Source organism: Pseudomonas syringae, assembly GCF_021605415.1.
Lineage (GTDB): Bacteria > Pseudomonadota > Gammaproteobacteria > Pseudomonadales > Pseudomonadaceae > Aquipseudomonas > Aquipseudomonas syringae_S.
This window is the reverse complement of the sequence record NZ_WKEQ01000005.1, coordinates 41,311-55,240: the sequence shown is the minus strand read 5'-3', so window position 1 is coordinate 55,240 and position 13,930 is coordinate 41,311. Positions and strand designations below refer to the sequence as shown.

13 protein-coding genes are annotated in these 13,930 nt (G+C 59.8%); 4 read left to right on the top strand and 9 right to left on the bottom strand.

What is annotated here, in order from left to right:
* Positions 1-92 precede the first annotated feature (92 nt).
* The gene (locus GIW69_RS04880; RefSeq protein ID WP_236481008.1) at positions 93-899 is read left to right on the top strand and encodes an MOSC domain-containing protein; all 807 of its coding nucleotides are present in this window, start codon (positions 93-95) and stop codon (positions 897-899) included.
* Between the two features lie 71 nt (positions 900-970).
* Here the strand turns inward: GIW69_RS04880 and ppnP are convergent, their stop codons facing one another.
* From ppnP to GIW69_RS04840, 8 genes are all read right to left on the bottom strand, one after another.
* Positions 971-1,255, bottom strand: a complete 285-nt coding sequence (gene ppnP, locus GIW69_RS04875; protein ID WP_236481007.1) for a pyrimidine/purine nucleoside phosphorylase — start codon at positions 1,253-1,255, stop codon at positions 971-973.
* Between the two features lie 74 nt (positions 1,256-1,329).
* Positions 1,330-1,872, bottom strand: coding sequence for an exonuclease domain-containing protein (locus GIW69_RS04870; protein WP_236481006.1), 543 nt, complete (start codon positions 1,870-1,872; stop codon positions 1,330-1,332).
* 69 nt (positions 1,873-1,941) lie between these two features.
* Positions 1,942-3,903 (bottom strand): acetyl-CoA carboxylase biotin carboxylase subunit, encoded by a 1,962-nt coding sequence (locus GIW69_RS04865; protein ID WP_236481005.1) that lies wholly within the window; start codon positions 3,901-3,903, stop codon positions 1,942-1,944.
* Positions 3,904-3,967: 64 nt separating this feature from the next.
* A complete protein-coding gene (locus GIW69_RS04860; RefSeq protein WP_236481153.1) occupies positions 3,968-4,762 on the bottom strand; it encodes an enoyl-CoA hydratase-related protein in 795 nt (264 codons plus the stop codon).
* Positions 4,762-5,919: a citronellyl-CoA dehydrogenase gene (gene atuD, locus GIW69_RS04855; protein ID WP_236481004.1), complete on the bottom strand. Its 1,158-nt coding sequence runs from the start codon at positions 5,917-5,919 to the stop codon at positions 4,762-4,764. The genes GIW69_RS04860 and atuD overlap by 1 nt, the downstream gene beginning before the upstream one ends.
* A gap of 24 nt (positions 5,920-5,943) precedes the next feature.
* A complete protein-coding gene (gene atuC, locus GIW69_RS04850; RefSeq protein ID WP_236481003.1) occupies positions 5,944-7,560 on the bottom strand; it encodes an acyl-CoA carboxylase subunit beta in 1,617 nt (538 codons plus the stop codon).
* A 3-nt stretch (positions 7,561-7,563) separates the two neighbouring features.
* Positions 7,564-8,433, bottom strand: a complete 870-nt coding sequence (locus GIW69_RS04845; RefSeq protein WP_236481002.1) for an SDR family oxidoreductase — start codon at positions 8,431-8,433, stop codon at positions 7,564-7,566.
* Positions 8,434-8,447: 14 nt separating this feature from the next.
* Positions 8,448-10,244: an acyclic terpene utilization AtuA family protein gene (locus GIW69_RS04840; protein ID WP_236481152.1), complete on the bottom strand. Its 1,797-nt coding sequence runs from the start codon at positions 10,242-10,244 to the stop codon at positions 8,448-8,450.
* Positions 10,245-10,422: 178 nt separating this feature from the next.
* On the opposite strand from GIW69_RS04840, the gene GIW69_RS04835 reads away from it, so the two are divergent.
* The 3 genes from GIW69_RS04835 to GIW69_RS04825 all read left to right on the top strand — a co-directional run bounded on the left by GIW69_RS04835 (position 10,423) and on the right by GIW69_RS04825 (position 13,036).
* Positions 10,423-11,046: a TetR/AcrR family transcriptional regulator gene (locus GIW69_RS04835; RefSeq protein WP_236481001.1), complete on the top strand. Its 624-nt coding sequence runs from the start codon at positions 10,423-10,425 to the stop codon at positions 11,044-11,046.
* Between the two features lie 112 nt (positions 11,047-11,158).
* Positions 11,159-11,935 (top strand): type 2 periplasmic-binding domain-containing protein, encoded by a 777-nt coding sequence (locus GIW69_RS04830; protein WP_236481151.1) that lies wholly within the window; start codon positions 11,159-11,161, stop codon positions 11,933-11,935.
* A gap of 87 nt (positions 11,936-12,022) precedes the next feature.
* Positions 12,023-13,036 carry a GNAT family N-acetyltransferase gene (locus tag GIW69_RS04825; RefSeq protein ID WP_236481000.1) on the top strand — a complete coding sequence of 338 codons (1,014 nt, stop codon included), beginning with the start codon at positions 12,023-12,025 and terminating at the stop codon, positions 13,034-13,036.
* Between the two features lie 129 nt (positions 13,037-13,165).
* On the opposite strand, the gene GIW69_RS04820 is transcribed toward GIW69_RS04825, so the two are convergent.
* Positions 13,166-13,720: an RNA polymerase factor sigma-70 gene (locus GIW69_RS04820; RefSeq protein ID WP_236480999.1), complete on the bottom strand. Its 555-nt coding sequence runs from the start codon at positions 13,718-13,720 to the stop codon at positions 13,166-13,168.
* Positions 13,721-13,930 lie beyond the last annotated feature (210 nt).

Here is a 13,930-nt window from a genome sequence, read left to right as displayed (position 1 = left end):
CTCCTGCAACGTTTGCGGCGCGAACATTTCAGCCTTTGATTCGCCGATCAAGCTCGTATAGGGTGGCCTTTTTGTCCACCAGGGAGCTGACCATGTTGCGTCTGAGCGCGCTTTATCGTTACCCGTTGAAATCCGGCAAAGGTGAGATTCTCCAAGAAATCGGCCTCGACAAGCTGGGGCTTGAGGGCGATCGCCGCTGGATGCTGGTGGACGAGGCCAGCGGCCGTTTTTTGACCCAGCGTGCCGTCGCGAAGATGAGCCAATTGTCGGCGCTGTGGAATGCCGAAGGTGGCCTGACGCTTAGTGCGCCAGAGCATTCGACGATCAAAATCGACTTGCCCGACAGCGGTGCCGATCTGCGCGGCGTAACAATCTGGCGTGACACCTTGCGCGTGCCGGATGCCGGTGACGAGGCGGCGAACTGGGTCAGCGAATTCATTGGCAAACCGACCCGGCTGGTGCAAGTGCCGCTGGATCGTGCTCGAATCACCCAGGCCGGCTACGGCAAGGATGACGATCAAGTGGCTTTTGCCGATGGCTATCCCTTGCTGCTGATCGGCCAGGCATCATTGGATCAGCTTTCGCAACAAGTGGGCCGGCCGCTGGAAATGTTGCGCTTTCGCCCAAACCTGGTGATCGAAGGCGCTGAGGCTTATGCGGAGGACAGCTGGAAGCGCTTGCGCATCGGTGACGTCGAGTTTCGGGTGGTCAAGCCGTGTTCACGCTGCATCATGACCACCATCGATCCGCAAACCGGTGAGCGCGACCCTGAGCGGGAACCCTTTGTCACGTTGCAGAAATATCGCTCCGAAGCCGATGGCGCGATGTTTGGTCAGAATCTGGTTAACGACGGTAACGGTCGACTCGAAGTCGGCATGCCGGTGGAAATCCTCGAGTAATCAGGCTTGAACGAAAAATGCCCGTGTCCTTGGACACGGGCATTTTTTATTTGCCGTGAAAACCCGTGGGTTCAGCCGCGGTATTCGCACAGATACGCGGTGTCGACCGCGACTTTCAGCTGGAACTTGCTGTTGGCCGGAACGTTGAACTGGGTGCCGGCGGCGAAGGTTTCCCAATCGGTGCTGTCCGGCAGCTTCACGGTCAGCGCGCCCGACACCACATGCATGATTTCACGTTGGCTGGTACCGAATTCGTATTCGCCCGGGGCCATGACGCCGAGGGTCGCCGGGCCTTCGGCGGTGCCAAAGGCGATCGACTTGACGGTGCCGTCGAAGTACTCGTTGACTTTAAACATGGGCGATTCCTCAACAAAAGGGACTGAAAAAGGGGGCGGCCAGTATGCACAAGGCCCATCGCGCCGTCACGCGTCTAAACCGGCAAAACCTGGGGCAGCAGGCGCGCGGTATTTCGCGCATCCTCCAGTGCCCGGTGCTGCTGGCCGCTGAACTGCAGGCCGGCCAGTTGCAGCGCGGCGTTGAGACTCATGGGGCGTTCCAGGCGACGCACCTTGGCAAAGCGCTGTTTGAGATTCATGTGCGGCACGCGGCTAAGCGCACTGTCCAGCCGCAACCGCTGCCATTCCTGCAACAACTGCTTGCGATCGTAATCACCCCAACTGACCCAGCCATCAAGGCGATTGGGTTGCTGACCGAGCCAGTGTTCGAACAGTGGCCACACTTCGATCAAAGGCTGCGCCGCGTCGACATTTGCCTGGGTGATGTGGGTGAGCTCGCGGCAAAACGGCGTCAGCACGGGGCGCCGCTCCGGTTTGACGAAGCATTGAAAGTAATCCTGTTCGCGACCGGAGCGATCCACCAGGGTCGCGCCGATTTCGATGATTTCCATTTCCGTGACCGGCCACCCGCCTTCATCGGTGGTGGCTTCCAGATCAATGACCAGCCAGTGGGGCATCGCAGGGTTCCTGATTTCCGCGTCCTGATCATCAGAGCGTAGTCAAACCCTGCGGTTGCGCCTGGCGACTCACTCGACCTGCAACAGAACCTGACGATTTTTCACCTGATCGCCGACCTTGACCTGCACCCGCTTGAGCACGCCGTCGATACCGGCCTTGAGCGGGTGCTCCATTTTCATCGCCTCCAGCACCACCAATAATTGGCCTTTGCTGACGGGGCTGCCTTCGCTGACCAGCACGTCGATGATCGCGCCGTCCATCGGTGCCTTTAAGGTGCCGGAGCTGACGCTGGTCTGACTGTCGATCACCGCGTGAGTTCGATCCGTCAGGCACAAACTGCCAGGCTCGGTGCAGAGCCAGAGATGCTCATCGACGATCCGATAGACGTGGCGTTCCCGCAGGCCATCGATTTGTAGCGTCACGGCTTGTTGGTTGTGATCAATGAGTGTGACCGCCAGCGTTTGCCCGGCCACTTCAATCTCAAAATGCCCCTTGGGTTTTGCGAGCAATTGCACGGCCCAGTCCCGATCCTCCAGACCCAGTCGATAGTGCAGAGGCGCACCGGCAGTATTGCGCCATCCGCCAGGCGTCGATGATTGGTTTTGTACCGCAGCCTGATAAAACATCACGGCGGCGACGGCCAGTTCTTCGGGGGAGGGCGCGTAGGCATGCAGGCAAGGCTGGTCCGCGAAGTGTTGCTCAATGAACCCCGTGCCGAACCCGCCGCTGATGAATGCCGGATGTTGCAGCAGAGCCGCGAGCAGCCGTTGATTGCTCTGTACACCGAGCAATACGCTGTTTTGCACCGCGCGCAGAAGCTTGCGACGGGCTTCTTCACGGGTTGCACCATGGGCAATGATTTTGCCGAGCATGGGGTCGTAAAAGGGGCTCACCCACTGGCCGGATCGTACGCCGTGATCGATCCGCACCCCTTCGAGCAACGCGGGTTCCCAGGCTTCAATGCGTCCGGTTTGAGGTAAAAATCCTTGCGCCGGATCTTCGGCGTACAACCGCACCTCTATGGCATGCCCGTTAAGTCGAAGTTGATCCTGTGCCAGCGGCAATGGCCGTCCTTCGGCGACCGAGAGTTGCATTGCCACCAGATCCAGCCCCGTGATCAGTTCCGTCACCGGATGCTCGACCTGCAGGCGTGTGTTCATTTCGAGAAAGTAAAACCGCCCGTTGGCATCAAGAAGAAACTCCACCGTGCCGGCGCCGACATAATTGACCGCACGCCCGGCCTTGAGCGCTGCTTCGCCCATGGCTTGGCGCAGTTCATCGGTCATCACTGGGCAGGGCGCTTCTTCGATGATCTTTTGATGGCGGCGCTGGATCGAACAGTCGCGTTCGCCGAGGTGAATCAAGTTGCCATGCTGGTCACCAAACACCTGCACCTCAACATGGCGGGGATCGATCAGCGCCTGTTCGAGGATCAATTCGTCGCTGCCGAAGCCGTTCAAGGCCTCGGATCTTGCGGTGCGCAGTTGTGCCGGCAGTTCGTCGGCGCTGTGCACAAGTCGCATGCCGCGACCGCCGCCCCCGGCGCTGGCCTTGATCATCAGTGGGAAGCCGATGCGCTCGGCTTCGCGCAGCAGCGTGGCGTCATCCTGCTCGGCGCCCTGATAACCGGCAATGCATGGCACGCCAGCGGCGAGCATGGCGATTTTCGAGCGGCGCTTGCTGCCCATCAATTCGATGGCGTCAACGCTTGGCCCGATGAAAGTCAGGTTCGCCTCCGCACAAGCCTGAGCGAATTCGGCGTTTTCCGAAAGAAAGCCATAGCCGGGATGGATAGCGTCTGCACCGCTGCGCCGGGCGGCGTCGAGGATGGCGGGGATGTTCAAATACGATTGCGCCACCGGTGCAGGGCCGATATTCACGGCTTGATCCGCCATGTGTACATGCAGCGCATCGGCGTCGGCATCGCTGAACACGGCGACGGTGCGGTAACCCAAAGCCTGGGCGGTGCGCTGGATGCGGCAGGCGATTTCACCGCGATTGGCGATCAGGATTTTCTGGATGGCGGGCATGATGGTTTTCCTGAAAATGGGCGGTGAACGTGAAGGTCTCATCGCTGGCTTGCCAGCGATGCTTTTAGGTGGCCCACCGAGGTTTGCGTTTTTGTACAAATGCCATCGTCCCCTCGACACCTTCACTTCCAGTAACCGCAGAGCTAAACCACCGCGCCGCTTCATCCAGCAACTCAGTCGACGGCTGACCCGCACTGGCCAGCAGTAATTTTTTGGTGGCGGCGTTCGCCTCCGGGGCGCAGCGCAGCACATCGCCCAGCACTTCCTCCAATCGTTGCGCCAAGGCCTGCGCATCGTGCTCGACAAAATGTATCAGTCCCATGCGCTGCGCTTCACCGCCGTCAAACCGTGCCGCCGTCAGCGCCAATCGCCGGGTTTCGGTCAGGCCGATGCGTTGCACCACGAACGGTGCAATCTGCGCCGGCAACAGGCCGAGGCTGGTTTCCGGCAAACCGAATTGCGCCTTGTCGTCAGCCATGGCGACATCACTGATACACGCCAGACCAAAGCCACCGCCCAGTACCGCGCCTTGCAACACAGTGATCACCACTTGCGGTGCTTGTTGCGCCTCTTCCAGCAAAGCACCGAACGCACGATTCAAGTCACGAAAAGCCTCGGCACCCTGGGCGCGGGCATTGGCCATGTCCTTGATGTCGCCACCGGCGCAAAAATGCCCACCGGCACCACCGATAACCAAGGCTCGAACAGTGCGGTCATCGCGCACTGCCGCCAGCACCGCACGCAATTCGGCAACCATTTGCAGGCTCATCGCATTGCGGCTTTCGGGGCGGTTGAGGGTGATGTGCAGCACGCTGTTGTGCAGTTCCAACAACAGCGTCAGGCATTCGGGCAGGCTGATCATTTCTTTTTCCTCGGCAGAATGCCCATCAGCTTGCAAATGATCCCCAACATGATTTCGTCGGCGCCGCCCCCGATCGACACCAGCCGCACATCGCGATAGGCGCGTGCCACCGGGTTGTCCCACATGAAGCCCATGCCGCCCCAATATTGCAGGCAACTGTCGCTGACTTCCCGACCGAGGCGCCCGGCCTTGAGTTTGGCCATCGAGGCCAGGCGCGTGACGTCCTGACCGCGCACGTATTGCTCTGTGGCCTGATAGACCAGCGCCCGCAGGCATTCGATTTCGGTCTGCAACTCGGCGAGGCGGAAGTGGATCACCTGGTTGTCGATCAGCGCATTGCCGAAGGTTTTGCGCTCCTTGCAGTACTCGATGGTGCTGTCGACGCAATATTCCAGGCCTTTGATCATGTTCGCCGCGCCGAAAAGGCGTTCTTCCTGAAACTGCAACATTTGCATCATGAAGCCTGCGCCTTCGTGGCCGATGCGGTTGCGCTGGGGCACGCGCACATTGTCGAAAAACACCTGGGCGGTTTCCGAACTGCGCATGCCGAGTTTGTCCAGATGCGAACCGAGGCTGATGCCGGGGCTGTTCATCGGCACCATGATCAGCGACTTGTTGATGTGCGGCTTGTCGTCGGAGGTGTTGGCGAGCAGGCAAATGAAGTCGGCGCTTGGCGAATTGGTGATCCACATTTTGCTGCCGTTGATGACGTAGTCGTCGCCGTCCTTGCGCGCGGTGGTTTTCAGCCCGGCAACGTCGGAGCCGGCACCGACTTCCGAGACGCCGATACAACCGACCTGTTCGCCAGTGATCGCCGGCCGGAGGAATTCTTCACGCAGTTCATCGGAGCCGAAGCGGGCGAGGGCGGGGGTGCACATGTCGGTTTGCACGCCAATCGACATCGGGATGCCGCCGCAATGAATAGTGCCGAACTCTTCGGCGGCGACGATCGAATAGCTGTAATCCAGGCCCATGCCGCCAAATTTTTCCGGTTTGGAGATCCCCAGCAAGCCAAGGTCGCCGGCCTTGCGCAAGATGTCATGGATCGGAAAGCGCCCGGCCTTTTCCCATTCATCGACGTGCGGGTTTATCTCGTGGTCGATGAATTGGCGGACGGTGCGGCGCAGTGCTTCGTGTTCCGGGGTGAAGATCATTTTTATTGTTCTCCTTGAGTCCGCTCAGAAGCGGGCGACGCCGAAGCTGTTGGATTGCAGGTCACGGATATCCGCTTCGTGGCAGATGTCGAGCAGGAAGCCGAGCAAGGTGCGGGTCTCGCGTGGATCAATCAGCCCGTCATCCCACAGGTTCGCGGTGCCATAAAGCGCCGTGGACTGACTGTCGAGTTTCTGCGTGGTGACCTGTTCGAGCATGTCGAGCATTTTCGGATCCGGCTCCAGACCGTCCTTGCGTTGCTTGGCTTCGGTGACGATGCGCAGCACCTTGCCAGCCTGGGCACCGCCCATTACGGCGGTGCGGCTGTTGGGCCAGGCGAAGATGAAGCGCGGGTCGAGGCCGCGTCCGCACATTGCATAATTGCCGGCGCCATAGGAGCCGCCAACCACAATGGTCAGTTTCGGCACCCGCGCATTGGCCACCGCCTGAATCAGTTTCGAGCCGTGTTTGATCACACCGTGCTGCTCCGATTCGGTGCCGACCATGAATCCGGTGGTGTTGTGGAAAAACAGCAGCGGCGTCTGGCTTTGATCGCACAGCTGGATGAACTGTGCAGCCTTCATAGCGCCGTTTGGTGTGATCGGTCCGTTGTTACCGATGAAGCCGCAGGCCCGGCCCTGAATCTTCAGTTGGCCACAGACGGTTTGCTGATCGAACTCGCCTTTGAATTCGAGAAACTTCGAGGCATCGGCAATTCGCGCGATGATTTCGCGTACGTCATAGGGCTTTTTCGGGTCGTCCGGGATCAAGCCGAGCAGCTCGTCGATGGGGTAAAGCGGTTCTTTGTATTGCGGCTCAGGGAGCCATGGCAGTTGCTCGTTCCACGGCAGCATCTGCAGGATCTCGCGCACTTGGCGAATGCCGTCGGCGTCATTTTCAGCGAGGTATTCTGCGGTGCCGGCGACCTGTGCGTGCATCTCGGCGCCGCCGAGCTCTTCGTCCGTGGCGATTTCGCCGGTCGCAGCCTTGAGCAACGGCGGTCCTGCGAGAAACAACTTGGCCTTGCCGCGCACCACCACCACGTAGTCCGACAGTCCCGGTTGATAAGCGCCGCCCGCCGTCGCCGAACCATGCACGACGGTGATCTGCAACAGGCCCATGGCCGACATTCGCGCCTGATTGGCAAAACTGCGCGCGCCTTCGACGAAAATTTCCGCAGCGTAGTTGAGGTTGGCGCCGCCGCTTTCTGCGAGGGTGATCACCGGCAGTTTGTTCTCCATGGCGATCTGTTGCAGGCGCAGGGATTTTTTCAGACCGCTGGGGGAAATCGTCCCGCCCTTGATCGCGCTGTTGTTCGCGACGATCAATGCGCGCACGCCGGATACGTAACCGATACCGGCGATCAAGCCGCCACCGGCCGCGCTGCCGTCCTTGTCGTCATGCAGCTTGTAACCGGCGAGGCTCGCCAGTTCGAGGAATGGGCCACCGGGATCGAGCAACAGGTTCAAGCGCTCACGAGGCAGCAGTTGGCCGCGCTTGTCGAATTTCGGCTTGGCTTCGGCAGCTTTGTTCAAAAGATTCTGCTCAAGCTGCCGGATCTGCTCGACAGCGGCCAACATTGCCGCACGGTTACGGGCGAAGTCTTCGCTGTGCGGGTCGAGCAGGGACAGGATCTCCGGCATGGCTTACTCCTTGTCCTTGAGAACGTCGGGCAGGTAGGCGCGATGGAAACCGTTGTAAGACTGGCTGTTGGTCGCCTTCTGCATTGGCCAGGCACGACCGCCGAGACTCGCCGCGCCATCAATGCGCAGTGTGCTGCCGCTGATGAACGCCGCCGCCGGGCTCAGCAGAAAAACAATTGCCGCGCTGACTTCCGATTCGGTGCCGATGCGCTTGAGCGGCACATGTTCGCGCAAGGTCGGAATCACCGCTTTGAATGCGCCTTCGTAAGTGTCCATGCCGCTGGACGCGATCCAGCCCGGCGCCACGGCGTTGACCCGCACCCCGGTGTGACCCCACTCGAACGCGGCAGTCTTAGTGAAATTGTCCATTCCCGATCGCGCTGCGCCGGAGTGGCCCATGCCGGGCATGCCGCCCCACATGTCGGCGAGCATGTTGACGATATTGCCACCGTGTTTGCTCATCGACTGATTGAACACTTCCCGCGCCATCAGAAAGCCGCCGACCAGGTTGGTGCGCAACACGGTTTCGAAGCCTTTTTGATTGATAGAAGCCAGGGGCGACGGGTACTGGCCGCCGGCATTGTTGACCAGACCGTGAATGGGCCCGTGTTCGGCGATCAGTTCGCCAACCAGATGGCGAACCGCTTCTTCCTCGCGGATGTCGCAGGCTTTGCAGTGCGCGCGCCCGCCGTCTTCAATGATCTCTGCAACGACCCGTTGCAGCTTTTCAAGCTTGCGCCCGACCACGATGACATTGGCGCCGAGCGCGGCCAGTTCATGGGCGGTGCAGCGACCGATTCCGCTACCGCCACCGGTGACAATGATGGTTTGGCCATCGAACAGATTCGCTTTGAAAATCGAGTCGTAAGCCATGGCGTCAGTCCTTCTTAGTCGAGCTGATCGGCGATGCTTTGCGGCACCGGAATCTGGAAATCGAGCAGTTGCTGGGCGAAGGCCTTGCCCTGTGGATCAATGCGCAGGCTGGCGACGCCACCGCCGCCGAGGGCGTTCTCCAGCAAGAAATTCAGGCTGTGGGTGCCCGGCAGATACCAGCGTTCGACGCGGCCGAATGTCGGGTCGAGCACATGCCGCATCCAGTCGACGAGTACCGAAGGCGTCAGCGCCTCGGCGATCCACGGCAGGTAGTCGGGATGCCGCGCCATGACGCCGATGTTGCTGTGATTGCCCTTGTCGCCGGAGCGCGCCACGGCCAGTTTTACTAACGGTACGCTGGCGTCGGCTCGGCCTTGAGGTTTTGGCAGTGAGTGGGGGCTCGGCAGGCTATCGCTGTCGAGCGGCGACAACATGGGCAGGGCGACAGGGTGTTGTTCGCCGGCCAGATCGATACGCGGCGTGCAGGCACTTTTGTCGATCAGGAACGAAAACAGACGGATCAGCGGATACACCGTCGGCCGACCGCCGACGATGCCGGTCAACCCCGGTGCCATGCCGGTGGCAGCCTGGGCGATCTCACGGGAAAACAGGATCAGCGCCTGTTTGTCGGGATGACGCACGGCGATTTTGATCACCACTTCACGGCTGTCGTGGCGTCGGCCGTGAGGGCCGTAGGTGGCTTCACTGCCGAGCAGTTCGATGTTGACTTCGCTGTATGGCGCCCAGCCTCGCTGGCTGAACATCTCCGAGGTTTTGTGGATGATCGCCTGGCTGACGCGACGGGCCTTGTCTACCGCGTCGATGCCTGCCATCAGGCAACTGGCGGTGCAACGGAAGCCGTCAAGCCAGGTGGCGCTGACCTTGTATTTGTCGCTGGGTGGCAGGCCTGTCGCGCCGTGTACGTGAACGGCGTTTTTGCCTTGCTGCTGAAGTTTGACCTGAGTGAAGTCGCAGACCACGTCAGGCAACAGATACGCCTGGGGATCGCCGATTTCATACAGCATCTGTTCGCCGACGGTGAACGGTGTAATCAGTCCGCCGCTACCTTCGGGTTTGCTGACGATGAACTGGCTGTCGGCGCTGACTTCGACGATGGGGAACCCGATGTGCTCGTAATCCGGCACGTCGCGCCAATCGGTGAAGTTGCCACCCGTGCATTGCGCGCCGCATTCGATGATGTGCCCGGCCAGCGCGGCTTGGGCGAGTTTGTCGTAGTCGTGCCACGACCAGCCGAATTCGTGTACCAGCGCGGCACTGACCACGGCGCTGTCGACGACGCGTCCGGTGATGACAATATCGGCGCCCAGACGCAGGGCTTCGACGATGCCTGGGGCGCCAAGGTAGGCATTGGTCGACACGCAAAAGGCTGGCAGTGGTGCGCCGGAAAACATCTCAGTAATGTTTTGGCGGCTCAGGTGTTTGAACTGCGGTTGCAGATCGTCGCCGGACAACACTGCAATCTTGAGCGCCACGCCTGCCTTGTCGCACGCCGCTTGCAGCGCGACGGCACATGCTTGAGGGTTGATGCCTCCGGCGTTGCTGATCACACGAATGTTCTGCTCGGCGATTTGCCCCAGGAGCGGACCGAGAACGTCGATGAAGTCGTTTGCGAACCCTGCCTGCGGGTCTTTCATCCGCGCGCCGGCCATGATCGACATCGTGACCTCTGCCAGATAATCGAACACCAGGTAATCGAGCCGGCCACCCTCGACCAGTTGCGCGGCGGCGGTCGACGTGTCGCCCCAGAATGCGCTGGCGCAACCGATGCGGATTGTTGTGGGCGTTTTTATCGGCGACACGGTGACCTCCGTCAGAAGTGTTGTGAGGCTACCAAGCAAGCGCTTGGTTTGTAAACAATGAAAATTATCTTCTGCCCAAGCGCTTGCTTGGTCGTTGCCGGCGGCTTAAATTGCCCGCAACCCGGCGCTTCCGGGATGCAATTGACTGATCGACTGTAGGAGAGAACGGGTGGACGAGCAAAAAGCCCTGGGGGTCATGCGCGAGCTGGTCGAGGCGGGTCAGCTGACCGACCCCGACAGCGCGCGCGGCAAATTGCTGCAAGTGGCGGCCCACCTGTTTCGCAACAAAGGCTACGAACGTACGACCGTGCGTGATCTCGCCGGTGCGGTCGGTATTCAGTCCGGAAGCATTTTTCACCACTTCAAAAGCAAGGACGAAATCCTCCGCGCGGTGATGGAAGAGACCATCCGCTACAACACCGCGCTGATGCGTGCAGCGCTGGCCGAGGCCGATGACGTGCGCGAGCGTGTGTTGGCGCTGATCCGCTGCGAATTGCAGTCGATCATGGGTGGCAGCGGCGAAGCGATGGCGGTGCTGGTTTACGAGTGGCGTTCGCTGTCCGAAGAAGGTCAGGCCCAAGTGCTGGCGCTGCGTGATATTTACGAAGAGATCTGGTTGCAGGTGCTGGGGGAAGCCAAGGACGCGGGTTTCATTCGCGGCGATGTGTTCATTACTCGGCGCTTTCTGACCGGTGCGCTGTCCTGGACCACGACGTGGTTCCGCGCCGGAGGCAATCTCAGTCTCGATCAACTGGCCGACGAGGCACTGATTCTGGTGCTGGAGGAGCATTAGACGCTTTCCAATACGCCGGGAAACTGGCTAACTGGGCCAAACGCGCCTGGCGTGAAGGCGTTGCGCTACATTTTCGGGGGAGTGGGTTGTTTTGAAGTCTTTGCCAATTCGGATGGCCTCGGGGCTTTTACTCGCGCTGCTGACGGCGTTGTCGATATTGCCCGCTCAGGCGTCGCAACTGGTCCGCGTGGGCGCCGCGCACTTTCCGCCTTATACCATTCGCCCGGAAAACGGTGCCGACACCGGCCTGCTGCCGCAACTGGTCGAGGCGTTGAATCGCCTGCAAAGCGATTATCAATTTGTCCTCGTGCCCACTTCGATTCCGCGGCGCTTCGGTGATTTCAAGCAAGGCCGGATCGACATGGCAATTTTTGAAAACCCTGAATGGGGCTGGAAAGAGATTCCGCATACCAGCGTCGATATGGGCCTGGAAGATGCGGAAATTTTCGTTGCGCAACGCAAGCCGGATCGCCAGCAGGACTATTTCGCTAGACTCGCAGGCAAACGCCTGGCGCTGTTCAGCGGTTATCACTACGAATTTGCCGGTTTCAACGCCGATCCCAAATACCTCGGCCAGCAATACAACGCTACGCTGACGTATTCCCATGACAGTAACTTGCTGATGGTGCTGCGCGGTCGCGCGGACATCGCATTGGTGACCCGTTCGTATCTGAGCGACTACCTCCTGCGCAACGAGCAGATCAGCAATGAACTGCTGGTGTCTCAACGCATCGATCAGGTCTATCACCATTACGCCATTCTGCGTGCGGCCGCGCCGATCAGTAGCGAAGCGTTCGGTGAGCTGCTGAGAAGGCTGCGTGATAATGGCGAAATGCTGAAGATTTTTGATCCGTACCGGATTGCAGTGGTGCCGGTGCCGGGTATCTGAACAGCAGATTTGCCCTCGCGCCTTAAATTTCCGGCACCCGCTCACGTCACATCGTTGAACTCTCTACGATTATCGTGAGCCCGCCCCATGTCCACTCTGAATGACCTGACTGCCCTGGCGTTGCCGACGGGCAGTCAACTAATCGCCGATACCACCGACAGCCGTCTGAACCTCAGCCTGGATGGGCAAGCGTTGATCCGACTGTGCCTCGATCCCGCCGTCGAAGGGCCGATCCGGATCGAGGAACACTTTGGCCGTCCGCTCGGCCAGGCCGTTTGGGCTGCTTGCTATTGGCTATTCGCCCGCGACCCGGATCGCGGGCAATTGACCTGGCAACTGGATGAGCCTCCCACCGAAGCATTGCTCAGCGGTTTGCTGGTCGGCACAGAGGTCGCCGGAATCTATCGCTGCGAACGCACATTGTTCTGGCAGTTGCCGCAGCCCTGGCTTGGCCACTCTCTGACCGGCAGCTATGCGCAGCAGATGGTTATCAGCGAGGGCAAGCGGCATCCGCGTCGCCCGGTAAAGCCGCGTGGTGAAGTCTATCGGCGTTTCGATGCGCGCCTTGGTGCCTGGATTTCCTTGCGCACCGTGGAGATCGAGCAGGATCTGCCGCGTTTCAACCGCTGGCAGAATAACCCGCGCGTCGCCAGTTTCTGGCAAGAGGAGGGCAGCCTCGAAAAGCATCGCGAGTACCTGAACAAACTCGATGCCGATCCCCACACCCTGACGCTGATCGGCTGTTTTGATGATCAGCCGTTTGCCTATTTCGAAGCCTATTGGGCCAAGGAAGATCGCATTGCGCCGTTCTACGACGCGGACAATTACGACCGTGGCATTCACATGCTGGTGGGGGAAGAAGATCACCGTGGCCCACACAAAGTGGCGAGCTGGTTGTCGGCGCTGGTGCATTACCTGTTTCTGGACGATCCGCGCACCCAGCGCGTGGTCGCCGAGCCGCGCGCCGACAACGCGAAGATGATCGGCCACATGCAGAACCAATGCTTCCACTGCGAAAAGGAATTCGATTTTCCGCATAAGCGCGCGGCGCTGATGATGTTGGGGCGTGAGCGGTTTTTTGATCGGTGCAAGTTGGTTTGATGCACAGCACTCAAGATCTTTGTGATCTTGAGTGCGTCTTCGCGAGTACGCTCGCTCCCACCTTCCTGATACGCAGAACCATTGTGGGAGCGAGCCTGCTCGCGAATGGGGGCAGCGCTACTCCCGGTCTTACCGACGCCCTACGGCCATCGGCTCACGACGACTGCCCGACACCTTGCGGCAGTGCACCAGCGCATCGCGAATCATGAAATTGACCAGGGTTGGCGAGACGCCGAGTTCCTTGGCGATGTCTTTTTGCGGCACGCCGTGCAAGCGGTACATCTCGAACGCATAGCGGGTGCGGCTGGGCAGCTCGGTCAGCGCGTCAGCTATGTTTTCCAGGGTCGAGAAGTTGATGTGGGAGATTTCCGGCGAGGCACCTTGAATCACCACGTTCAGACCCTCCTCTTCAGGGCCGGAATATTTCTGTTCCAGCGCCTGCTTGCGGTAGTGATCGATCGCCAGATTGCGCACGATCTGGAACAGATAACTCAACTGCGCCTTGATCGACGAAGTGATCGGCGGCGCCGATTGCAGTCGGAAAAACGCGTCTTGTACTACGTCCTCGGCCCGCGAGCGGCAGCCGGTAATGCGGGCTGCAATCTTGACCAGAATCAATCGATTGTCGACGAAGGCCTGAAGTAGCGGTGAATCGCACCTGCTTGTGGATACTGGTTCCGTCATGGAAATCACCTTGCTGCCATTAGGTTAGTGGGACGTTTTGGGGGTGAACCGTCCTACACATCGAGCGACAAATTAGGTTGAATGATAATGATTGTCAAATGAGAAAAAGAATTATTGATCCATGACGGTGCGAAACGAGAACTGCGACACGCTGCCGCATCCGGTTCCGTTGGCGATCCAGCCTGCCGACTAATTATTTCCAGTGGCCAT